Origin of the sequence: Bifidobacterium indicum (assembly GCF_036987015.1) — a bacterium.
Taxonomy (GTDB): domain Bacteria; phylum Actinomycetota; class Actinomycetes; order Actinomycetales; family Bifidobacteriaceae; genus Bombiscardovia; species Bombiscardovia indica.
On sequence record NZ_BTXM01000001.1, the window covers coordinates 604,771 to 628,874 of the forward strand.

Annotated in this window: 20 protein-coding genes; 9 read left to right on the forward strand and 11 right to left on the reverse strand. The window is 58.0% G+C overall.

All coding sequences use genetic code 11. The features are described from left to right. Nucleotides 1-27: 27 nt before the first annotated feature. The 5 genes from AACP59_RS02665 to AACP59_RS09610 form a co-directional block, all read right to left on the reverse strand. The gene (locus tag AACP59_RS02665; protein WP_297316059.1) at nt 28-1,020 is read right to left on the reverse strand and encodes a D-2-hydroxyacid dehydrogenase; all 993 of its coding nucleotides are present in this window, start codon (nt 1,018-1,020) and stop codon (nt 28-30) included. Between the two features lie 293 nt (nt 1,021-1,313). Next, entirely contained in the window at nt 1,314-2,483 is a 1,170-nt protein-coding gene (locus tag AACP59_RS02670) for an aminotransferase class I/II-fold pyridoxal phosphate-dependent enzyme (RefSeq protein WP_297316058.1), read from the reverse strand. A 732-nt stretch (nt 2,484-3,215) separates the two neighbouring features. Then, a complete protein-coding gene (locus tag AACP59_RS02675) occupies nt 3,216-3,365 on the reverse strand; it encodes a hypothetical protein (protein WP_297316057.1) in 150 nt (49 codons plus the stop codon). A gap of 53 nt (nt 3,366-3,418) precedes the next feature. Beyond that, a complete protein-coding gene (locus AACP59_RS02680; protein ID WP_339349739.1) occupies nt 3,419-3,544 on the reverse strand; it encodes a hypothetical protein in 126 nt (41 codons plus the stop codon). Between the two features lie 238 nt (nt 3,545-3,782). Then, nucleotides 3,783-3,998, reverse strand: a complete 216-nt coding sequence (locus tag AACP59_RS09610) for an alpha-L-fucosidase (RefSeq protein ID WP_370465981.1) — start codon at nt 3,996-3,998, stop codon at nt 3,783-3,785. Between the two features lie 89 nt (nt 3,999-4,087). On the opposite strand from AACP59_RS09610, the gene AACP59_RS02685 reads away from it, so the two are divergent. The 4 genes from AACP59_RS02685 (at nt 4,088) to AACP59_RS02700 (ending at nt 8,113) form a co-directional block, all read left to right on the forward strand. Then, entirely contained in the window at nt 4,088-4,363 is a 276-nt protein-coding gene (locus tag AACP59_RS02685; RefSeq protein WP_339350075.1) for a TrmO family methyltransferase domain-containing protein, read from the forward strand. 639 nt (nt 4,364-5,002) lie between these two features. After that, on the forward strand, nt 5,003-6,286 hold the full coding sequence (locus AACP59_RS02690) for a glycoside hydrolase family 28 protein (protein ID WP_297316054.1): 1,284 nt from the start codon (nt 5,003-5,005) through the stop codon (nt 6,284-6,286). A 1,084-nt stretch (nt 6,287-7,370) separates the two neighbouring features. After that, entirely contained in the window at nt 7,371-7,715 is a 345-nt protein-coding gene (locus AACP59_RS02695; RefSeq protein WP_297316052.1) for a hypothetical protein, read from the forward strand. Continuing rightward, entirely contained in the window at nt 7,712-8,113 is a 402-nt protein-coding gene (locus tag AACP59_RS02700) for a hypothetical protein (RefSeq protein ID WP_339349742.1), read from the forward strand. The genes AACP59_RS02695 and AACP59_RS02700 overlap by 4 nt, the downstream gene beginning before the upstream one ends. Nucleotides 8,114-8,692: 579 nt before the next feature. On the opposite strand, the gene guaA is transcribed toward AACP59_RS02700, so the two are convergent. Continuing rightward, nucleotides 8,693-10,255 carry a glutamine-hydrolyzing GMP synthase gene (guaA, locus tag AACP59_RS02705; RefSeq protein ID WP_339349744.1) on the reverse strand — a complete coding sequence of 521 codons (1,563 nt, stop codon included), beginning with the start codon at nt 10,253-10,255 and terminating at the stop codon, nt 8,693-8,695. 416 nt (nt 10,256-10,671) lie between these two features. Between guaA and AACP59_RS02710 the strand changes: the two genes are divergently transcribed. From AACP59_RS02710 to AACP59_RS02720, 3 genes are all read left to right on the forward strand, one after another. Continuing rightward, nucleotides 10,672-13,146 carry a phosphoketolase gene (locus AACP59_RS02710; RefSeq protein WP_297316049.1) on the forward strand — a complete coding sequence of 825 codons (2,475 nt, stop codon included), beginning with the start codon at nt 10,672-10,674 and terminating at the stop codon, nt 13,144-13,146. A gap of 330 nt (nt 13,147-13,476) precedes the next feature. Beyond that, nucleotides 13,477-15,975, forward strand: a complete 2,499-nt coding sequence (locus tag AACP59_RS02715; protein ID WP_339349745.1) for a glycoside hydrolase family 31 protein — start codon at nt 13,477-13,479, stop codon at nt 15,973-15,975. 30 nt (nt 15,976-16,005) lie between these two features. Beyond that, nucleotides 16,006-17,292 carry an MFS transporter gene (locus AACP59_RS02720; protein ID WP_339349746.1) on the forward strand — a complete coding sequence of 429 codons (1,287 nt, stop codon included), beginning with the start codon at nt 16,006-16,008 and terminating at the stop codon, nt 17,290-17,292. A 27-nt stretch (nt 17,293-17,319) separates the two neighbouring features. On the opposite strand, the gene AACP59_RS02725 is transcribed toward AACP59_RS02720, so the two are convergent. Next, nucleotides 17,320-18,372 (reverse strand): LacI family DNA-binding transcriptional regulator, encoded by a 1,053-nt coding sequence (locus tag AACP59_RS02725; RefSeq protein ID WP_339349747.1) that lies wholly within the window; start codon nt 18,370-18,372, stop codon nt 17,320-17,322. Between the two features lie 199 nt (nt 18,373-18,571). On the opposite strand from AACP59_RS02725, the gene pta reads away from it, so the two are divergent. After that, nucleotides 18,572-20,263, forward strand: a complete 1,692-nt coding sequence (pta, locus tag AACP59_RS02730; RefSeq protein WP_370465955.1) for a phosphate acetyltransferase — start codon at nt 18,572-18,574, stop codon at nt 20,261-20,263. Nucleotides 20,264-20,466: 203 nt separating this feature from the next. Beyond that, nucleotides 20,467-21,693, forward strand: coding sequence for an acetate/propionate family kinase (locus AACP59_RS02735; RefSeq protein WP_297316044.1), 1,227 nt, complete (start codon nt 20,467-20,469; stop codon nt 21,691-21,693). A gap of 329 nt (nt 21,694-22,022) precedes the next feature. On the opposite strand, the gene AACP59_RS09475 is transcribed toward AACP59_RS02735, so the two are convergent. The 4 genes from AACP59_RS09475 to AACP59_RS02745 all read right to left on the reverse strand — a co-directional run bounded on the left by AACP59_RS09475 (nt 22,023) and on the right by AACP59_RS02745 (nt 23,990). Then, complete coding sequence (locus AACP59_RS09475) at nt 22,023-22,313, reverse strand: ATP-binding cassette domain-containing protein (protein WP_339351154.1); 291 nt, start codon at nt 22,311-22,313, stop codon at nt 22,023-22,025. Further along, nucleotides 22,238-22,504 carry an ATP-binding cassette domain-containing protein gene (locus AACP59_RS09480; RefSeq protein WP_370465956.1) on the reverse strand — a complete coding sequence of 89 codons (267 nt, stop codon included), beginning with the start codon at nt 22,502-22,504 and terminating at the stop codon, nt 22,238-22,240. The genes AACP59_RS09475 and AACP59_RS09480 overlap by 76 nt, the downstream gene beginning before the upstream one ends. 115 nt (nt 22,505-22,619) lie before the next feature. Further along, entirely contained in the window at nt 22,620-23,021 is a 402-nt protein-coding gene (locus AACP59_RS02740; RefSeq protein ID WP_339349751.1) for an ATP-binding protein, read from the reverse strand. Nucleotides 23,022-23,516: 495 nt separating this feature from the next. Then, nucleotides 23,517-23,990, reverse strand: a complete 474-nt coding sequence (locus tag AACP59_RS02745) for a hypothetical protein (RefSeq protein WP_339349752.1) — start codon at nt 23,988-23,990, stop codon at nt 23,517-23,519. Nucleotides 23,991-24,104 lie beyond the last annotated feature (114 nt).

Below are 24,104 nucleotides of genomic sequence, written 5' to 3' on the forward strand. Positions count from 1 at the left end.
CGGCACATTCCCATACCCTGTCTCCGGTCAGTTCACCTGATGCTCGCTGTGGCCACCTTCCAGGATGGTCTTCACATCGTCCAGGGATATGTTGACCATGGCATCCACGGCGGCGTCCGTATAGAACCCGATATGCGGCGAGACCTCGACGTTGGGCAAGGCCTTGAGGGTCTGCAGACCAGGGTTGTCGACCCCCGTCGCGCTCAGGTCGTTCTCGAAGATTCCGGCCTCGCCTTCGATGGTATCGATGCCCGCCCCGGCGATCGTTTTCCCCTGAAGGGCCGCAATCAGGGCCCGGGTGTCCACAATGGGACCCCTGGCCGCATTGATGAGGAAGGCCGACTCCTTCATCCTAGCCAGGGCGTCCGCATCAATCAGGTGGTGGGTGACCTCATCAAGAGGGGTGTGAACCGTGACGATGTCGGCCCTGGTCAGGAGCGTGTCCAGGTCGACGTAGTCCAGGGTGTCAGCCAACTCCGGACGGTGAACGGGATCGTTGGCAATGACCGTGGAACCCAGGGCCTTGAAGATCCTGGCCACGGCCGAACCGATCTTGCCGGCGCCGATGATTCCAACGGTCAGGTCATGGATCTCGCGGGCCTGCAGACCGGTCCAGCTGTAATCGTCATGGGACTCGCGAGCGCTGGCCTCCCCCAGGTGACGTACCAGACGCATGACATGGGCCAGGACCAGCTCGGAGACCGACCTGGGAGAATAGGCCGGCACGTTGGTCACCATCAGTCCGTTTTCGGTGGCTGCTTCCAGGTTGACGATGTCGTACCCGGTGATTCTCAGTGACAGCTGTTTGATGCCCATAGACTTGAGGCGCTGATAGACCTCAGGTTGCGGGACGGCGGCATGCTGTTGGATCACCAGGCCGTCATACCCCTCGACCATGTCCACCGTCGCGGGGCCGAACTCCTCCTCCGTGGCATCCACGGTGATGCCGTTCTCGCGCGACCATGCCTCGACGGCCTTCATCTCGTCGGGGCGGACAGAGTACATAAGGATGCTTGTCATGAGATCTTCCTTTCCTGGTCGATGATGGGGGGCACCCCACCCACGACCGCTGGTTGCTTCTTACCGGTTCTTATCCGTGTGTTCACCCGGCATGCGGCCTTATCACATTCCTGCCCTGACCGGAATCAACGAGCCGGGGACCAGGGACCATCTGCTTCGGTTCCGGTTCACTTGCCTCGGGCATTGCTCGGTACCGCGTACGACGACATACATGATTCCCGCCATGGCTATCGAGCCGCCGGGCCCATCTGGCACGGTGCATGCAGGACTTGCCATCCGGAAGGGGGTACACACTATGAACAGTGCGTCTCCATGTACCGTCCGATGCGTTCCACGGCGAGCTGCAGATCATCCATGGAGGCCGCATAGGAGAGACGAACATATCCCTCGCCACCAGGACCGAAGCTGGCGCCCGGAATGACTGCCACCTTGGCTTCCCGGGCCAGGGAGTAGACGAACTTCCAGCTGTCCTCCATGGACTCCGGCAGTTTGGCGAAGATGTAGAAAGCACCCTTGGGGTCGATGACACCCATACCGACCTGGGGCAGGGAGCGGATCAGGAAATCCCTGCGCTCCCGGTATGCCCGCCTCATGGGTTCCGCATCATCCACCCCCTTCGAAAGGGCCTCGAGGGCGGCGTACTGGGCGTTGGTGGTGACCGAGGTGATACTGAACTCGCTGACCTTGCCCACCTGATCGATCACGTCGGGCGGCCCTGCCGTAATGCCGACCCTCCACCCGGTCATGGCGTGGGACTTGGATACCCCGTTCAGGACCACGGTCTGTTCGGGCAGGATCGACCCCATGGAGACATGTCGTTCCTCATAGGTCAGTTCGGAATAGATCTCGTCGCTCAGGACGAAGATGTCCTTACCGCGGATCACCTCGGCCAAGGCCTCCAGGTCCTCCCGGGAGTAGGTGACCCCAGTGGGATTGGTCGGATAGTTCAGAACCAGGGCCTTGATCTTCTCCCCCTCCTGCCCAATGACCGAACGGAGCTTGTCCGGCGTGAGGATGAAACCGTCCTGGGAGGTGTCGACGAAGAGTGTCTTCGCCCCATTCAACCGAGCGATGGGAATGTACAGAGGGAAAATGGGTGTGGGGATGACGACCGTATCGCCCGGATTGATCATGGCCGTCAGACTGGAGAAGATACCGCCCGTGGCGCCCGCCGTTATCAGGAGCTGACTGTCCGGATCATATTCCGTGCCATACCGATCAGCCAGGTAGGTGGATGCCGCACGCCGCAGTTCCGGCAGACCACGACTTGGCGTGTAGTGGCTCCGGTTGTCCTCGATCGCCCTGATTCCGGCCGCCTTGACATGACCGGGAGTGGCGAAGTCCGGCTCCCCCAGGGTCAGTTTGACGATACCGTCGATCCCGGCTATTTCGTTGTTGAATGTCAGAATGTCGCTTGGCGCCAGGGCTCTGACCCTGGTATTCATGCCTTCCGCCAATCCCATCGGTTGTCCTTTCTCATCCTTGAACTGTGTACACCCCATAGTTTGGTCAGCGGTACGAAACGGCTGTGGGGTGATGAAGAATGAGTGGCATTTCCCGGCGCCCGCACAGTCCGTGACCTCTGATCCATGCGACCGCCCATACAGGCTTCTGGTGGTACGAATCCGGTCAGTGCAACCGGTACCTAAATCGCCAGTCCTGCAACATGGGACGCCTCCTGTGGGAGATTTACTCTTACCGGACAAACACCAATATACAACCAATCATGCACAGCATCGCAAACAGGTCTTGAACGGATCACAATCACCCTCCGCCCCGACCGGGTTACCCGGCAGCAAGACCCGATCGGCAGTGCAGGCCGAGCAGCACGGAAGAGGACCGGCACGACGATACCCAGGACCTACAAGAGGGGGTTCCTTCATGGCATTCTCACCGGGTTCATGTATGAGGCGGTCATCCGCTCCCTGTTCTCCATAATCGGATTGGCAGTGAGACTCGACCCCCTCGTCGAGAGTCAGCCTGACCGGACTGTGCTGCGGATCCAGGGCGATTATCGATTTGACCCGGTGTGGACAGACTTCACACCGTCCGGTGCGGGGTCTTAGGATTCGGGGGGACCCGAACCGCTCTGTCCTCCAGGGCCCTTGCCCCCGGCAAGGCTTCCTCGGCTGCCATGGGCACCATGTCCAGGCCGTCAAAGCCCTGCATGAGCTGGCAGCTGATTCCATACCGGTTCAGGTGGTTTTGTAGTCGTGGATGGTCCGCGCGCTCTTCCATTGCGGGTCGGGCAGGAGATCGTTGATGGTCCCGGCCGTTTCGTACAGGCCCGGCATGGAAGATTTGAATTCTACGATGGAATCGTAATCCACCTCGCCGTCGTCCACCGTCTTGATGCCGGCATCATCGTCGTCCGGAATCTCGTTGTCACCCAGAGAGACTAATCGTAGCGACCTACGCCCAGTCGTGAGTTGATCGGGCAGTCCGGTTGGAGATGCTTGACCGTCTCATAGATGGTCTGGCTAAGCTCGTCACTCAGGGTCATGGGCACATCGAGCCAGGCCACGGCGATGTCACACAGTAGTTGCCCATGATCTCTTCGATCTGCGGCAGAATCGTGTGGTCGAAGGCCCTCTGGTGGTTCTTCTCCCCCGGAAATCCCGACTGTTGCCCAGGTCATGTCGGCCGACTCGATGTCGTTCGAGAGGTAAACTCCACCATCGGGGTCGTGCCAGTCAAGGTCCTGGAAGCAGTAGAGGCCGAAGCGGAGACCGGCCTTCGTCAGGCCAGGGAGGGTTCGCCGATCACATCCCGGTGGAGGGGGGGGGGGTCGCAGACGCTGCAGGGGTCCGCCGGTACCGGTACATGGCGAATCCCTCATGGTGCTTGGTGGCGACCACCAGGTACTGCATTCCGCACTCCTGGCCAGGTCCACGATGGCATCCATCGGAGTGGACCGGATTGAAGGCCGTGGTCAGACGCTCATGCTCTTTGTTGGGAATCTGCAGCTCCGACCGGATCCACCCCGCATAATTGCCTCAGGAGCGTCCCTGGTACTCCCCTCCGCGGGAGGGGGGGGGGTATAGCCCCCGGTGAATCATCATGCCGTATTAGGCCTGTCGGCGTTTTCGCCACGCCTTCCCCGGTCAGGCCGAATCCAATAGCCATATCGTTGGTGGAGGTCGGGCAGGTGGATGCCATCAATGGGATCACCGCGGTCCGACATATTGATGTGGCGGAGGATTGTCCGATTCTGGACATCAAGCCCTCCTATCCAAACTCCGACGAAGTCGAAGGCACCCGCGTGCCCGACTGGTGCAGCCTCTGGCCGGCAAGCGTCGAGGAATCAGTCGGCTTCGACCGGAACAGCACAATGATCATGTAAGTTCAGCGATATGCGTAGCCTACGAACGTGACCAAGCGACATGGCTCTCACTCTCCATAACGCACGGAACACGATGAGATGCCCTGCATTGCAATCACGAAAAGAGCCACCGGACGACAGAACCCTGAAACCCACATAGACTGCCGACATCAGCGGACTCCCGCTCATTTCTCTCGTCGGCTCTTGAGAATAGACGACCGTGGCCAGGACCATACAGTAGAGTCAGCTATCCCCCCCCCCCAGGGTCGGTTTGTCGGTGTCTTCAATCACGGCTGTCCCGTTCTTGAATGTCAGATGATCCATAACCCGGGCACTTGCACATATCAAACGTTCAGCCGACTTGCAGCTCGTCATCACCACCAAGTCAGTTGGTTACAATGCCCGTTACTCCGCAGTCACGAAGACTCAGCCAGATCAACTGCAGCCGTATGGTTATCGCCATCTCTCCCCCCCCCCTCTCCCGGTCCTTCAGCCTGCACGGTTTGCAGTGTGGTTCAATGCGAACCTGTATAGCTCTGCAACTGCTGAAAAGCGGTAATCAACCATTATGCACAGTTTGACTGCACATGGAAAAGTGCTAGCTTACTGCTTGTTAACATTTATTGTGTCAAAAGAGACAGATAAGAAGCCATCGGAACAATGAGTCAATATACGATTGAAGATTTTGGCGGCGTCGGAGATGGAACGACGGACAATACCGAGACATTCACCAGTGCGATTGAAGCTATCCGCACCCAAGGCGGTGGTGAGCTTGTTCTGCAAGGCGGCGTCTACCGGACAGGGTCCATTGCCCTTTGCGACAACCTGACACTTACGGTTCAATCGGGATCTCGCATCAGTTTCATTCCTGATTCATCTCTCTATCCGCCGGTCATCTCCCGATGGGAAGGCGTCTCGAGGGAAATGCACCGTGCCTGCATATACGGCACAGGTCTCGATCATGTCACACTCAGAGGTACCGGCTTGATAGATGGGAGTGGGCAAACCTGGTGGAAGCGGTTCAGCACAGACAATCTCGAATATCCCAGACCGTTCCTGTTGTCGCTGGAAAACTGCAGCAACATCTCCATCCAGGATCTAACGTTCGTGAATTCACCTTCATGGACCCTGCATCCATTGGAAAGCAACAACGTGCTCATCACCAACGTGACCGTGCACAATCCATCAGATTCACCCAATACTGACGGGTTGGATCCCGAATCATGTAGCAATGTCAGAGTGTTAGGCTGCACATTTGATGTAGGTGACGATTGTATCGCCATCAAGTCCGGAACAGAACAGACCACACGTAAGTCCGCTTGTCGGGGCATCATCATCAGTGGATGCAACATGCTGCATGGCCACGGCGGAGTTGTCCTTGGCAGTGAGATGAGTGGCGACATACGCAACGTGGTCATCACCGGTTGCGTGTTTGATCAGACCGATCGTGGAATCAGAATGAAAACGAGACGTGGCCGGGGCGGAGTCATCTCAGATATCGTGGCATCCGACATCGTCATGGCTGATACCCTCTGCCCCGTAGTGATTAATTCATACTACCATTATGGACCAGCAGGAAAAGAACCCTGTGTTTGGGACAAATCCTCCCGACCCGTCGATTCAGGAACCCCGCAATACCGGCACATTCTCATTCATGACATCCGCGCCACCAAAGTCAGGTCGACCGCGGCATTTATTTATGGTCTGCCCGAGATGCCAATCAAGGACCTGACCATGCATGATATGGATATAAGCATGGACGAGGATAGCCAGCCGGCAGAACCGGCAATGATTGCGAACGCCCCCAAATTGAGCCAATCCGGCATCTTCATGGAAAACACCAACCATTGCTCTATCCGCCGAGTGACACTCGAAGGCCTGAAAACGCCTTTCTTCGTGAGGGAAGAGGCAAACGAGGGTCTGGTCCTCGACTCTACGGTCTGAGATGCATGGCGGACTCTCCTCCTGATTCGGATGGCATGGATTGCCGGACATTCGACGCCGGTTTCCATGCCATCTTCTTTCCCTGCCATCCGGTACCGAATGAGGGCTGATCGTTACCCCACCCCCCAAAAAACAAATAAATCGCTCGCCTTCACCGGTACCATGGCTCACGTCTCGTGGAATGATGTTCAATCCTCCCCATGTGCACCTTGTATGGCACCGAGGTATCTCGGAAACCGACGATCCCCAGATACCCTCGCTATTGTTGACCTCGGGAGAGGCAGCTTGCGCATCGTTGCGGAAACGAACGAAGATGCCACCCCCAAGGATCACAAGGACCGGACCAGACAGGTCTCGATTCATGACAATGTGCAGTGATGAGCAATCAGCGGTCCCGATTATTCGCGGAACACACAGGAAAGACGGATCCGGTGCCGGAACCGACAACCCCCAATGACGATATGCCGGTCATGCAATATGAAATAGTGTTCCCAGAGCATCGTTTGTTGCCTGGGCGCATCGATTCCGATGCTGTCAGCACCGAGTCAACCAATATAGCCGATCAGGTCAGCATCAGGATCCCAGAACGGTTACCAGACCATATCGAGTGCGAGCGGAAGGTAGTCGCGAAGCGGATAAGGTCGATTACGTCGTTGCCGTGATCAGCGGTGTCATTGCCGGCCTTACCGACGACTTCTTCGCCGGGGGGCTCTCGATCGACCGCGCAAGCGACCGGGTCATGGTAAGTCGAGCGAATCATCAAAAAGATCGCCCGGATCGAAGGATATACAGGCGACTCCCTCAGTGGGGCGATAAGGACCCCCGAAAAGCACCATCCATTGTCAGCGGATGGCGACACCAATGCCTTTGGCGGCGGACAACAGCACCACTTCCGCTACTTCGCACACCATTTCAGCATCGGTGGATTGGCGATGTCGATCTTCACTCATTTCAGCGGCTTGTCTCTAGGCACTAATACGGGCGGGGACCTTCTCGTCGTACCCGTGCCCGATCGCACCGGCAATATCTCGGAAAGAACTTGCAGAAGAAATCCACCTTCTGAACAATCGAGTGGTTGTCCCACATGACCAGCGACATGGCCGGTTCGGGTGGAACCATCAATGACGGCACCGGCATACCCGGCCCTTTGATTTGCTTCGTGAAGGAAATATCGGCACTCCCCTACTTCAAAAAAGCCAAGAGCGTTGATAATAACTTCAGGGCATGGTTGTCCAAACTGTTCAACGGCACCGGTCTTGCAGACCATGAGGCCTGCGGAGAAATCATCATGGGCACTGAGAAGCAGTTGACCCCCGCATGGAGATCGGCTTGCTCGGAGAGCTGGGCAGCAGGCGGCTCCTGTACTGCTCGATCAGTGCCTTGTCCGCGGAATCTACTTCCGCAACAGACTGTTCAGAGGGATTCGTGACTGGAAGATTCAAGATTTCAGTGATCTCTGTCGCATCGCTCCGGAAAGCATCCTTCCCCGGGCACACCAGCCATGCGTCATATGGTGACGGGATCAAGCGGAGTGTTTACACAACCGTCGATTTCGCCGATGCAGCCGTGCGTGGAATACAGGGCGGGATGCAGGAGGTTTTCCTGCTGAGGATCACTTACGTCGGTATCGCACCTTTCGTGGTTGCGTGCGTTGCCGACGCGATAGCCACGCATGAGGAACGGAACCCTGAAGCTGGCGAGAAACCGGAGGAGACCTATCTCGGCGGCGGAGCTATTGCCTCCGGCGGTTCAGGGATGGTCGGCGGGACTGCACTCATCGCTGGCGGCGGGGTGTTGCCGGGCACCGTTGGAGGAAGACAGGAATAACCGCGGCCACATCCATGACCCTCGCAACCAACGGACATTTCATGCATGATGAGTGTACAAAACTGCTGGCCTTTGTGAGGAGGTGCTTATCAAGCGTTGGACTTCGGTCGAGGAGATTAACACCACCCTGAACGTGCAAGTGATCAATCCGCAGGCAAAAACCGAGGGAATCAAACGCCGTGTTCCACCCGATGATCCGTCAGACGACTCAGATGATGCAATCGGGATGATCAGCTCGAGGAAGATGCCTCAGGTTCTGAAGCGAAGCCTGAAATAGTATTCGCGCAACGATACCGAGCCGTCAAAGACCCTCAGGAAGGCCAGCGACGAAACCAGTCGGGCGTAATCTGAGCCACGTCACTCACGGACTGCTGCCGGGTCTGGTCTGTTTGTTTCAACGGCAACACGCGAAATGAAGGCGCCGGTTCTGGGACAGCGAAAAGCCCCGGACCGCTAGGGTTCCGAGGCTGATCCATAGGCTTAACTTCACATCATCGACAGAAGCGGGCAAAACTGCAAGGTTCCTGCATTTACACACAGGCATGAACCTGCGCAGGCCGTCTTTGAAGCGGAACCTTCTTACTCCCACTCGATGGTGGCCGGCGGCTTCGAGGTAACATCCAGGACCACGCGGTTGATGCCCGGGCACTCGTTGGTGATCCGGGTGGAGATGGTCGCCAGCACATCATAGGGAATACGGGACCAGTCGGCCGTCATGGCATCCTCCGAACCGACCGGACGCAGGACGATAGGCGAACCGTAGGTGCGTTCATCACCCTGGACGCCCACCGAGTGGACATTGGCCAGAAGAACCACAGGGCACTGCCAGATGTCACGGTCCAGACCGGCCTTGGTCATCTCCTCACGGGCTATGGCATCAGCCTCCCGGAGAAGATCCAGCCGTTCCCGGGTGATGTCGCCGATGATGCGGATACCCAGACCAGGACCCGGGAAGGGCTGACGCCAGACGATTTCGTCGGGCAGGCCCAGCTCCGTGCCGATGGCCCTGACCTCATCCTTGAAGAGGGTCCGCAGGGGCTCCACCAGGGTGAAGTTCAGGTCTTCGGGGAGACCACCGACATTGTGATGCGACTTGATGTTGGAGGCGCCGTCACCACCACCGGACTCCACCACATCCGGATAGAGGGTTCCCTGGACCAGGAAGCAGACCTCCTCGCCCTGCTGGCCGGCCTGCTCCACAACCTGCCTGGCGGCCTTCTCGAAGGCGCGGATGAACTTCTCGCCGATGATCTTCCGCTTGCGCTCCGGCTCGGAAACACCCTTGAGGGCGGAAAGGAAATCCTCGGATGCATCGACGGCGATCAGCCTGATGCCCGTGGCCTTGACGAAGTCATGCTTGACCTGTTCCACCTCGCCCTTGCGCAGCAGGCCATGATCAACGAAGACGCAGGTGAGCCGATCCCCCACCGCCTTGTGGACCAGAGCGGCGGCCACGGCGGAGTCCACGCCTCCCGAAAGTCCGCAAATGACCCGGTGGGGACCGACCGTACGCCGGATGGCCTGGACCTGGTCATCGATGATGTTGGAGGCATTCCAGTTGGAGGGCAGACCGGCGCAATCATGGAGGAAATGCTCGATGAGGTCCTGCCCCATCGGGGTGTTGGTGACCTCGGGGTGCCACTGGACCCCATAGAGACCCCTTGCCGGATCCTGCATGGCCGCCACCGGCGCTCCCTCGGTATGGGCCAGGACCTCAAATCCCTCCGGGGCCTGATTGACGGCCACACCGTGGCTCATCCAGACGTCCTGTCTGGCCGGGGAGTCCTGCAGAATACCCCTGGGGTCATCGATTACTGCTTCGGTCTTGCCGTATTCACCCTGGGCCGCCTTGTCGACCAGGCCACCCAGCTCGTGAGCCATGACCTGGAAGCCGTAGCAGATGCCCAAAACCGGCACACCTGCCTCGAAGATACGACGGTCGATGGCTGGGGCACCGTCCACATAGACCGAGGCCGGGCCGCCGGAGAGGATGATGGCCTGGGGATCCTTGTCCAGCATCCGATCCACGGACATGGAATGCGGAACCAGCTCCGAATAAACACCCGCCTCCCTGACGCGCCTGGCAATAAGCTGTGCATACTGTGCGCCGAAATCAACCACCAGGACGGGACCCTGTGCCATATGACTCCTTATATACGGTCGTACCTTGTCTGTGCCCCTGTCTGCGCCGGGATCCGGAATCCGGTCAGAAGGATACCTACAGTATTGTCGGTGTTTTCGACAATGGTAACGCCACTCCCCTCCAGGCTGAGAGGGTGGAGCGTACCGGTCTGCGAAACCGCTGGGGTTTTGGTTCAGACCGCTCCCGCACACCCGCAATGCCATCTCCCCCCCCGTCTGTCAAAGCAAGTGAAACCAGACAAAAGCCAAGCTTTTTCTCACAAGAGTGAACACACACAGCAAGAAAACGTTCAGAAAGTCTGCTCTTTCACGTAGCATAAGAGCATTGGATATGGGTCATGGTTCGCGCAGAAGAAACGACATTATGACCTGTAACCGAGGTAAATAAACAATCGCACTATAGTGCAGGAGTACACATGACGAATCCTGTTATTGGCACCCCCTGGGCGAAGCTGGATACCCCCATCGCCGAGGAGACCCTCGAGGCCGTCGATAAGTATTGGCGCGCAGCCAATTACCTTTCCATCGGACAGATTTATCTTCGCAGCAACCCCCTGATGAAGGAGCCCTTCACCCGGGAGGATGTCAAGCACCGTCTGGTCGGCCACTGGGGCACCACCCCCGGCCTGAACTTCCTGCTCGGCCACATCAACCGCCTGATAGCCGACCACCAGCAGAACACCGTGATCATCATGGGGCCAGGCCACGGCGGCCCTGCCGGTACCTCCCAGTCCTATCTGGATGGCACCTACAGCGAGTACTACCCGAAGATCACCAATGACGAGGCCGGACTGCAGAAGTTCTTCCGTCAGTTCTCCTACCCGGGCGGCATTCCCTCCCACTTCGCGCCTGAGACCCCCGGGTCCATCCACGAGGGTGGCGAGTTGGGCTATGCCCTCTCCCATGCTTACGGCGCCATCATGAACAACCCCAGCCTCTTCGTCCCCTGCATCGTGGGCGACGGTGAGGCCGAGACCGGCCCCCTGGCCACCGGCTGGCAGTCCAACAAGCTGGTCAACCCCCGTACCGACGGCATCGTCCTGCCGATTTTGCACCTGAACGGGTACAAGATCGCCAACCCGACCATCCTGTCGCGTATCTCGGACGAGGAGCTGCACGAGTTCTTCCACGGCATGGGATACGAGCCCTTCGAGTTCGTGGCCGGTTTCGACAACGAGGACCACCTCTCCATCCACGCCCGGTTCGCGGACCTCATGGAGACCGTCTTCGACAGGATCTGCGACATCAAGGCCCGGGCGCAGACGGATGACATGACCCGTCCCTTCTACCCGATGATCATCTTCCGCACGCCCAAGGGATGGACCTGCCCCAAGTTCATCGACGGAAAGAAGACCGAGGGTTCCTGGCGCGCCCATCAGGTGCCGCTGGCCTCCGCCCGCGATACCGAGGCCCACTTCCAGGTCCTCAAGGACTGGCTCTCCTCCTACAAGCCCGAGGAGCTCTTCGACGAGAAAGGTGCCCTGCGGCCCGAGGTGACGAGCTTCATGCCCAAGGGAGACCTGCGTATCGGCGAGAACCCCAACGCCAACGGTGGCCGGCTGCTCAAGCCGCTGGAACTGCCCGACGTGCACGACTACGAGATCGACGTGAAGAAGCATGGTCACGGCTGGGGAGCCACCGAGGCCACCCGCGTTTTGGGTTACTACACACGCGACGTCCTGGCCAAGAACCCCACCGACTTCCGCATCTTCGGACCCGACGAGACTGCCTCGAACCGTCTTGCCGCCGCCTACGATGTGACCAACAAGCAGTGGGACGCCGACTACCTCTCTGAACTGACCGACGAGCACATGGCCCACACCGGCCAGGTCATCGAGCAGCTCTCCGAGCATCAGATGGAAGGCTTCCTGGAGGGCTACCTCCTGACCGGCCGTCACGGCATCTGGAGCTCTTACGAGTCCTTCGTCCACGTCATCGATTCGATGATCAACCAGCACGCCAAGTGGCTGGAGGCAACGGTCCGCGAGATTCCGTGGCGCAAGCCCATCGCCGGACTGAACCTCCTGGTCACCTCGCACGTCTGGCGTCAGGACCACAACGGGTTCTCCCACCAGGATCCCGGCTTCGTCGACATCCTGCTGAACAAGAACTTCAACAACGACCACGTCAGCAACATCTACTTCCCCGCGGATGCCAACATGCTGCTGAACGTCGGTGAGCGTTGCTACAAGTCCACCAACTGCATCAACGCCATCTTCGCCGGCAAGCAGCCCGCCGCCACCTATCAGAGTGTGGACGAGGCCGCAGCCGAACTGGAGAAGGGCGCCGCACGCTGGGATTGGGCTTCCAACGCCAAGGATGCCGAGGATGCCGACATCGTCATCGGCACCGCCGGTGATGTTCCCACCCAGGAAGCCCTGGCAGCCGATGACATGCTCCAGAAGCTGGGCCTGAAGGTCCAGTTCGTCAACGTCGTCGACCTGCTGAAGATCCAGGACGTCGAGGAGAACGACCAGGCCCTGTCCGATGAGGAGTTCACCAAGCTCTTCAGCAAGGACAAGCCCGTCCTCTTCGCCTTCCACGCCTATCCCGGCTCGATCTACCGCCTGATCCACGGCCGCCCCAACCACGACAGCTTCAAGGTTCACGGCTACGAGGAGCAGGGCTCCACCACCACACCGTTCGACATGGTACGGGTCAACAACATGGATCGCTGGTGCCTGGCGGCCTCCGCCCTGCAGATGGTGGATGCCTCGAAGTACGCCGACCAGATCGACAAGTGGACCAGGTTCCGCGACGAGGCCTTCCAGTTCGCCGTGGACAAGGGCTACGACCACCCCGATTACACCGATTGGGTCTGGCCCGATGCCAACCGCGCCGGCCAGGAGAACATCTCCGCCACCGCCGCCACCGCCGGAGACAACGAGTAATATCATCAGCTGGTCCTGCAGGCTGATGAATCAGCCCGACCACAGATAGGACCTCCGGAATCCCCATCACCTTCGGGTGGTGGGGTTTTTCATATCCTGGTATGCTCCAACCTGCCGGATGCTCAGGGGCGGCAACTTCCCTGTGAAATCAATAATCTCATCCGCCTTTTGGAAAATCTTGGCAAACCCTCCTGCTCTCCCTGCCTTCTGACGACAATGGAGGTAATCGCAATGGACGTCAGGCAGCATGACGCTGCCGAATGGGCATAAGCACCTCGGTGGGCGGCCGTTGTGAAGCTATTCCACGCAAGGACGCCAAGGAGGGCAGTCATGAAAACCAGCACCAAGCTGATCAGTATGGACAACCATGGTGATTATTTGGACCTGGTCACCAACGGAGCCAGATTCAGAATCTACCTGCTCGACCAGAACATCATCCGTATACGGAGCACCTTTGACCAGGAGTTCAAACCCGAACTCTCCTATGCCCTGGTCAAGACCGCTTGGAAGGATAGTACCGATCATCTGATGGCCGATGAGCGCGAGCGGGTCAAACCCATACAGATAGATGTGGCGGATGGGCCTGAAGGAATCAAGACCGTCACCAATGGTCGATATATCCTGAATATAGCCCCGGAACCATTTGCTTTCACGATTACCGACCTGGAAGGCAGAGTAATCCATCGTGACCTGCCCGGCAGGGCCTTCGTCGAAGACAGCCTGGGCCGCCCTACCCACTATTCCAGCATGGGAGACCACGAACACTTTTATGGGTTCGGCGAGAAATCCGGTGACCTCGACAAGCGCCGCCGCAGGATGCGGATGCACAACACGGACTCCCTGGGGTGGGATGCCTCCAAGAGCGATCCCCTCTACAAGATGATCCCCTTCTACATTGATTTCAACGAGGACACCGGCCTGGCCCACGGCCTCTTCTACAACAACAGTGCCGACTCGGTCTTTGACATGGATTCCGAACACAGCAACTACTGGCTCCGGTACAGCTACTTTCAGGCAGAAGCCGGCGACATTGACCTCTTCTTCATCGGTGGGCCCACCATTGCCGATGTGGTCCATCACTACACGGATCTGACCGGAAAAAGCGTCATGATGCCACTGTCATCCTTGGGATACATGGGCTCAACCATGTTCTACACCGAACTTGACAAGGACTGCGACAAGGCCATCGAAGACTTCATCGACACCTGCAGAGAGAACGACATCCCCTGTGATGGATTCTTCCTCTCCTCCGGGTACACGAGCGGACCGGACGGGAAACGTTACGTCTTCACATGGAACAAGACCCGCTTCCCCGACCCCAAGGGGTTCGTGGACCATCTCAAGGGGAAGGGGGCCCTCCTGGCGCCCAACATAAAGCCGGGCATGCTGACAACCCACCCTTACACCGAACGGATGGAACAGGAGGAGGCCTACGTCAGGACACCCGACGGCACGGATTGGCAGGAGGACCGATACTGGGGCGGACCGGCCCACTTCGTGGATTTCACCAGCCCGTCCGGCCGTCGGGCATGGGCCGCGGAGATGCGGAATAACCTGCTCTCCCTGGGCATTACCAGCATCTGGAACGATAACAACGAGTATGAAATCAACGAAGACCAGGCCCTGGTCGATGCCGAAGGACAGCACCTTCCCATCAGCATGGTAAAACCGATTATGTCAACCATGATGGCCAAGACGGCACAGGATGCAGTCAAGGAATACGCACCCGGCACCCGACCCTACGTTATCAACCGGGCCGGGTTTGCGGGCATTCAGCGCTACGCACAGACCTGGGCGGGTGACAACGGAACCAGCTGGACCAATCTCAAGTACAACGTACCGACCATCCTGGGTATGGGCCTGTCGGGAGTGGCGAACCAGGGGTGTGACATCGGCGGTTTCGATGGCCCGGCCCCGGACCCGGAGCTCTTCGTGCGCTGGGTTCAGAACGGCATCTTCCAACCCCGCTTCTCTATTCATTCCTGCAATACGGACAACACGGTCACCGAGCCTTGGATGTATCCGGCCTACACCAAGTACATCAGCAAGGCCATGAGGCTTCGCTACAGCCTCGCCCCATACTTCTATGCCCTACTCCATCAGGCGTCCGTAGACGGGTCACCCATCATGCGTCCCCTGGTCTATGAATTCCAGAACGACCCCCGCACCTATGAGGAGAGCTTCGAATTCATGCTGGGGCCCTCCCTCCTGGTGGCCAACGTCCTGGACAAGGGCGTAGACAGCATTCAGGTCTACCTCCCCAAGGGGACCGACTGGTTCGATTTGACCAGCCACCGGTATATCCCTGGAGGTAGTCAAATCGAGGTTCCCGTTAACCTGGGCAGCATTCCGCTCTTCATGCGAGCTGGAGGCATCATACCGACCTGCCAGGAGCTGACCAATCTCCATCATGATCCCATCGACCACTTGGAGATTCTGGTCGAGCCCAATCGCGAGACATCTTTCGACCTGTATGAGGATGATGGCGTTTCCATGGACTACCTCCATGGTGGGTACCGGCAGACCGAAATCAGCGTCCACCCCGATGAGCAGGGCGTCACTCTGAATATGGATGGCACTGGTGATTTCACGACCAAGGTCAAGCGGATGACCCTGGCCGTGCTGTCCAGGACCATGGCCCCCCTCGAGGTCGAGCTGGACGGCAGACCCCTGAAGAGGCATCTGAGCATGGACCGATTCCGTGAGACCACCAGTGGATGGTTTTTCGACGGCCAGACCCGGCGCGCCCTGGTCAGATTCCCCAACCCTGAGGGAGACCACCATCAGGTCAGGCTGGGCTTCACGGCCAAGGACCTTATTTCCATCTGAACAAGGCTGTTGAGGTTAAAGGAGAGATTCATGGATTCACACAAAACGGATTTATCGGAACAGGCCATGGAGGCCGATGATGACGGAATAGACGTCGAGGGGTTCAACCTGGCCCGATGGACCATCGGCTACCTGGCATTCTGGATTATCATGTCCATCGGCTTCGCCATGGTCAGCCAGGTCCTGCTGCCACAGCGCATCAAGGACATGGGAGCCTCCAACCCCACCGCTGTTTTAGGAACAATGACCTCAATCGGCTCCATCGTGGCTTTGGTCGCCAACATCGTCGTCGGTGCCCTGTCCGATTTGACCAGATCCAGATTCGGTCGCCGTTCACCATGGCTCTTCTGGGGCGCATGGCTCACCCTGGCCTTCTACCTGCTCATGGGCAACATCGGCATCATAACAGGTCTGGTTATCACACTCTGGCTGTCCAAACTCAGTTTCAACATGATGAATTCCCCCATCTACTCAACCGTTTCGGACCGCGTTCCAAAACGGTACCGGGGTACGATCTCGTCCGCCATCGGCTTCGGCAACACCCTTGGCCTGGCCATCGGCGCCTGGGTCGGAGCAAGATTCATTGACAGTGTCCACATGGGCTTCACTATCGCCTCATTCTGCATGTTCATCTCGGCCATGCTCTTCCTGGCCATCATCCCCAGGGAGCCCGGCAACAAGGACGAAAAGACCATTGACACAGGGCAGAGCGCATGGAAGCACATCGTCTACTCCTTCACCCCTCCCATGCACGCCCCTGACTTCTGGAAGGCTTTCTGCTGCCGGACCCTGCTCCTGCTGGCCATCCAGATGCTCTCCGGTTATTGGCTTTACATCTGCCAGGACTACATTGGTCTGACCAAGACATCAGCCGCCAAGGTCGTTTCGACAATCGCCATCTTCCAGATGGTGGCTTCCATCGTGGCCATGTTTGTGGGGCCGCTATCCGATCGCATTCACCGCCGCAAACCCATGGTGGCCCTTTCCGCTGTACTGGCCATCATCGGATTCATCTTCCCCCTGGCCATGCGTACCATCACCGGCATATACATTGCCTCGATCTTCGTGGCCTTAGGGCAGGGAATCTTTATGGCTATCGACCAGGCACTGAATGTGGACGTTCTTCCCAGCAAGGAGAACGCGGGCAAGGATTTGGGCTTCATCAACGCAGCTACGACTGCCGGTCAGTCCGCAGGCATGGCTCTGACCTCCATCATCGTATCGATGACCGGGACCTACATCTACATCTTCCCGATCGCCATCGTCATGTCCGTCCTCTCCGTCCTCTTCGTCCTTTCGATCAAGTCGGTCAGGTAAAGGACCGAAAGCAGCACCGACGTGGCCCTACGTCAGAACATGACCTGGGGCTGCGCCGGTGCTTGCTCGTTCTATGAGGCTGGTGGAGACGCTGCAAACCGTGGCGTGACGATCTGATAGGTGAAGAATCTCATCGATGAGCATCTGGGCAGCCTGAAAACCCATTTCAGCATGGGGAATACGGATGGTGGTCAGGGCCGGGGTCATGAACCGACCAATCGGGTTATCATCAATGCCGACCACCGAAACCTGCTCCGGCACCGAGATTCCGTGTTCCTCCAGATAACGGACAAACCCGATGGCGATGTCATCATTGAACGTCAACACCGCATCCGTCGGACTTCTCAAGAAGGCCTCATAGACCCTGTGGCCACGTTCCTCGACAGGATAGGCGCACGGAAGCACCCTGAGTTCCAACCCGTGTGTTTTGGAAGAGACCGTGGCAGCCCTCAACCTGACTACATTCTGCCAGGAATTCTCTGGACCCTGCATATACGACAGGGAGCTGTGCCCATTCCTCCGCAAGTCTTCAAGCACCTGTTCGATACTGGCCGACTCGTCCACCCAAATCGAGGGAATACCCGGAACCACCCTGTTGAGCACGACAATTGGTTTAGTGGAAGCGAAATGCCGAATCTGAGCGTCTGACAGTCTGGAGGACCCGAGGATGAGCCCGTCCACGTGGCTCAGAATTCCACGGATGGAACCGGCTTCCTGGGCCACACTTTCCTGTGTGTCAAGAATGGATAGGCCAAACTTGCGTGACTGACAGGAGCGTTGTATTCCTCTGGCGATTCTGGCTGAAACAATATTCTCCAAATCCGTCACCACCACGGCCAGGAAGCCTTGAATACGGTTATCAGTCGGAACAGACACGACCTTCTGGTGGTATCCCAGGCGCCTTGCTGTTTGCAATACACGGTTCCTGGTTTCCGGCCCAACCCTGCCAGGACGTGAGAACACGCGCGATGCCGTTGAGAGGGAGACCCCGGCTGATTGGGCAACCTCCGTCAAGGTCACACCGGTCAGCCTTTCCTTCACTCCTTTCGTCGGGAGCACTTCAGAGCTGCCGTGACACATATGACAAACAATATAGTGGCGCCAGACCTGACCGACCGGAGTATTTCATTCTGTTGCAATGACTGTGAAAGCCTTGGATTTCCAAGGTTCCAAACCTTGATTCAGACTTCCCCGCACCATGGGTGTTGTATCGAGCACCTATACTGAGGATGGTTGTGAACGAAGCAGTCACACAAGACCTATGAACAGGAGAGACACAGTGAGTCCTGCAAGCATCACCATCATCAGCCCGGAGGCGGCCAACGGTCGTAACGTCGTGGCATACGGTCTTACCAAGGCCCTGTCGGCCCGGATGAAGACGGCCATCCTACGTCCGGTTGCCTGCCGCAAGGAGATGCTGACCGATACCCTTATCAAAGCCAGCAGCTCGCCTGAGCTGACTGCGGAGACCTGCCGCGGCACCTGTCCTTGCAAGGCGACGCAGGATCCGGATCAGACCCGTGCCGATGCCCTTGCAGCTCATGATCGGGTCATGGCCCAGGCCGAGCCCGATATGGTTCTGGTGGTCGGCAGTGACCACTCCAAAGTCTTCGACCCGGAAATCATGGACCTCGATGCCGACATCGCGGCTGACCTGCGTTCCCCCGTCCTTCTGGTGGTCTGCACCATCGGCCGCGAACCCAAGCAGGTCATGAAGACCGTACAGGCCTGCCGCAGGACCGTTGAGGCCAGTGGCACCACCTTGGCCGGGGTCTTCGTCTCCGGCTGCAATGAGGACCAGAAGGCACCGCTGCAGGAGGCTTTCAAGGATTATGACCGTCCGGTCTGGACCGTCTCCAGGAAGGACTTCGACTCGGACCCCACTGCCGGACAAATCCGTGAAGATGCCTACCGGACTTTCACCAAGGACGTCGACCTGGACCAGGTACTCGCCGCCGTTGAGGAATCCAAACCCCGGGTCACCACGCCGGCGGCTTTCCAGAACGACCTCCTGGCACGAGCCAAGTCCGACAAGAAAACGATCGTCCTGCCCGAGGGCGGTGAGGATCGCATCATCAAGGCTGCCGACTACCTCCTGGCACGAGACATCGTCGACCTGATCATCGTCGGTGCCAAGGATGCCATACTGGCCCGGGGGAAGGAACTGGGCCTGAACAACCTTGACAAGGCCACCTTCCAGGCCATGGATGACGAGAGCGTCCTGGAACCCATGACCGAGAAACTCTGCCAGCTCAGGGCCAAGAAGGGTGTGACCCCCGATCAGGCCCGTCAGCAACTGACCGACGCCTCCTACTTCGGCACCATGCTGGTCGTCCTGGGCAAGGCCGATGGTCTGGTCTCAGGCTCCATCAATTCCACTGCCAACACGGTCCGTCCTGCCCTGCAGGTCATCAAGACCAAGCCCGATGCCTCCCTGGTTTCCGGGGCCTTCCTCATGTGCTTCCGTGACCACGTGGCCGTCTTCGCCGACTGCGCCATCAACCTGAACCCCAACGCCGAGCAGCTGGCCGACATCGCCATCCAGTCGGCCCAGACCGCACGGTCCTTCGGAATCGACCCCAAGGTAGGAATGCTCTCCTATTCCACACTGGGTTCCGGCAAGGGGCCGGACGTGGACCTGGTCGAGGAGGCCACGCGATTGGCCAAGGAGAAGGCCCCGGACCTGCCCATCGTCGGCTCGATCCAGTTCGATGCGGCCTGGTCGCCTACCGTGGCGGCCGCCAAGGCCAAGGGCGACCAGGTTGCCGGAAAGGTCAATGTCTTCGTCTTCCCCAACCTCTGCGCCGGAAACATAGGCTACAAGGCCGTCCAGCGCACCTCGGGCGCCCTGGCCATCGGTCCTGTTCTGCAGGGGTTGAACCGTCCGGTCAATGACCTGTCACGCGGCGCTCTGGTGGCCGACATCATCAATACCGTCGCCCTTACCGCAGTCGAAGCGCAGCAGAGCTGAATCTCTCCCATCAGCGGCCCCCCCCCCTTGGGGAGGCCCCACGGTCCTTGGACCCGATTCTTCAGAATCGGGTCCTCATTGTTTTCCAGGGCTGATAATGCCCTGAAAGTGGCATTCCAAAGCCATTTGTAAGGGCCAACGAGTATCCTGTTGACTGATTGAGGAGCTTTATGCTCTATCCAGTACATCAGGAGGATGCCCCAATGGCGAAAACCGTCCTAGTTATCAATTCGGGTTCCAGCTCGATCAAATATCAGCTGGTGGATCTGGAAACCAGCCAGTCCCTGGCTTCCGGACTGGTCGAGAAGATCGGCGAGCCCGTAGATGGACACTACAAGCACGAGTACCAAGGCCAGAAGCACGAGTTGGAGGAGCCCATCCACGACCATGAGACCGGTCTGAAGCGCGTTCTGGGCTTCTTCAAGGAGTATGGCCCCGACCTGGACAAGGCCGGCATCATCGCCGTCGGCCATCGAGTGGTCCAGGGTGGCTCCATCTTCCCCAAGCCGGCCCTCCTGACCGAGAAGACCCTGAGCCAGGTCAAGGACCTGGCGGTCCTGGCCCCCCTCCACAACGGGCCCGAGGCCGAGGGTGCCGAGGTCATGAGCAGGCTCATGCCCGACACCCCCCAGGTCTTCGTCTTTGATTCCTCCTTCTTCTTCGAACTGCCCAAGAAGGCATCCACATACGCCCTGAACAAGGAAATCGCCGAACAGTATCACATCCGCCGCTACGGTGCCCACGGCACCAGCCACCAGTATGTGGGCCAGCTGGTCCCCGACCTGATCGGCAAGCCCGCCGAGGGTCTGCGTCAGATCGTTCTGCATATCGGCAACGGTGCTTCGGCCTCCGCTCAGATCTCCGGTCACCCGGTCGAGACCTCCATGGGCCTGACCCCTCTTGAGGGTCTGGTCATGGGCGGCCGCACCGGCGACATCGACCCGGCCGTGGTCTTCCACCTGATCCGCAACGCCCACATGAGCGTGGACGAGTTGGACACCCTCTTCAACAAGCGCTCCGGTATGACCGGTCTGACCGGCTTCGGCGACATGCGCGAGGTTCACCGTCTGATCTCCGAGGGCAATGAGGACGCCAAGCTGGCCTTGGACATCTACGTGCACCGCATCGTCGGCTACATCGGCAACTACACCGCCCAGATGGGCGGCCTGGATGCCATCACCTTCACCGCCGGTGTCGGTGAGAACGACGAGATCGTCCGCAGGAGGGTCATCGAACAGCTGGCACCCTTCGGCATCAAGCTTGACGAGGCCAGGAACGACGCGCGGTCCAAGGAGAGCAGGATCATCTCCACCCCCGACAGCACAGTCACGGTCTGTGTCATCCCCACCAACGAGGAGCTCTCCATCGCCCGCCAGGCCGAGGTTGTGGCCAGCCAGGGCGACTCCTACGGCAACAGGTTCCAGGCCTGATCCGATTGGCTGACCCCCACCTCGGCCCAACTGCCGGAATGAGATTTCGGTTCTGACAACAAGGGGCCAGAAGGCCGGTAACCATTGGCATCACCTGTGGTTACCGGCCTCTTTTACATCTGTGTACTGATTCATATCTATGCACACAACCCTGTACGCGCCAAAGATGCCGCCGCAAGGCCTGATCCCAGGTTGACAGGCAGGTGATGACCGCGCAAATGCACAATTGCACATGGACCGTTAACTATCACCTTGGCGGTTATCTTCAAACCGATTGAGCCGTGCGAGCGCGATCGCGGCGAGCATAAGCGTCGCTATGGTTGAAATGATCATAAGGCGCATGTGGCCGGCTTATCGAGAATGAGCAACTTATTGTGGGTCAAGAGGGCTGACGCGATTCCTGGACGCTGCTTCATGCCCATGGAAGACCGGTTCATGCGTTTCCGCCCGGTTTCAGTCAGATGCACCACCTGCAGTACGTCATCAACACTTGATTGCGGCAGACCAAACAGGGTTGCGCGAACGTTCAGGTTTTCTGCAACCGTCAAATCGGGATGGAGTGGCTGATTCTCGATGAGATCCGATATCGTACAGGTCGTCGCGGGTCCAGAAGTGTCCATCCAAAGAGGATGCGACCACTTGCGGGATGGAGCATACCGGCCAGTAGTTCGAGCGCGGTGGATCGTCCCACTCCGTTAGGCCCAGGCAGGCCGTACACCTGCCCCTGACCTATGTGAAGATCAACTTCATTCACAGCTAGTGGTGGAAGCGACCCGTGTCCAAACTGCTTAGTCAGGTCCTGTGTTTCCATTATGGGCGGTATGCATACTCCTTATACATTTGCCCAGGCATATTTGGCCGGAGTTTCAGTCATATCGGTAGTATGCTGCTTTTTTGAAGGACAATCAACAGTTTCCCTGCCAGTATCAGGACTTACCGCTCAATGAGCCAAAAATCATATCGACCAGCACCCCGCCCAACTGTACCGATTTCCCTGGAATCAACTGACCGCCGTGAAGTTCACCATTGGTGTTCGCCACGGCCAGCCCAAACCCGAAGTGCCGTCCGCTTCTGCTGCTGTCCGCCATATATGGCATCTTGGTCGCCTCCTGTAAATCCTGCTTGGTAAAGCCAGGACCGCTATCCTCCCACCCGTACGGTGAGGGCAGGGCTTGCGCTGGCGCTGATGACGACCTGACCGTGTTCCGGTGTGCATCACGTAGAGCATCAGCAATGACATTGATCACTGCCCGCCTTGCCGGGTCAGGATCAATGGTGGTCTTGCATTCTCCCTCAGGAAGGTGCACCTCCATGTGGATTTGGCGCATATCGGCCGGACCTTGCAGAGAAGCGGTTATTCTGCGATAAAACCAATGACGGGTACAGATTTATGGTCGGCTGTTCATCGCTTGATGCGCGAATGGCCACATTGATGAGATTCATTGGTCAAACCATCAATGGCATGTTCCTCACGGTGGAGGGTGGTGACAGACTTGTACCGCTCCAGGCTGAGTTCCGTTCACATAGGAGCTGCGCCCAGCCGGAGATACCACTGAGAGGGGTTTTGATTTCATGGGCCGAAGCCGAAATACGGTCTCGGTGTTGGTGTTCGGATTTCCATTGACTCTCAAGGGAAAGACGCAGATTATTGTTTGAGATTTCAACCGATTCGGCAATCTTGTTGATTTCTTTGATCCTGGATTGTCCGGTGTCGAAATCCAAGTTGCCGTCGCGAATTTGACCTACAAGCCTTACTCAGGGGTATGAGCCCGCGACTGAGCACTGCACTGGACCATAAGACACAACTCAGGCAGACCGGAATCTCATTGATCAAAAGACAAATAGAATACAAGATTATCGGGCTTGAGGAAATGCTGATGTAAAAAAGTGTTCGCAAAAGCTGGCACAGTGGAATAGGCAATGGCCACATACCCACTCGGTGGGGTGGCTACCCCCACGGGGAAGTCTGGTTTTTTGTCTCGTATATGAGCTATTGCCGCTTCTTGGTCTGTCCTGCTCATGTTCGAGGTAGTAGTAGGTGAAAATGACAGGTCAAGTTCCATGTAACTGTTGGCTGGACCGTTAGCAGCCGGATCAAAGCGCTTGTCCCCATCAATACGATTGATACTAGTCTCTGCAGACTTACGGTCAGTATCTGCATTCGATATCACCCCTGCCTGTATAGCGATACCATATAAGGGCGCAGGAATTACTGCAACAATGACGACACCTGCCAAGAGGAAAAGGAGAAAGCGCGACGGTAGGGACCGCGGCGTGGTTTGTTTTATGACTGCCATAGGTACCCTACTCCCCATCGCGTAACAATCGGGTCAACGTGGAACCGGCCCATTTCAAACGTATGTTCTTACTATGCGTGACGATGGACTATTTCTGCCTGAAATCAGCAGAGT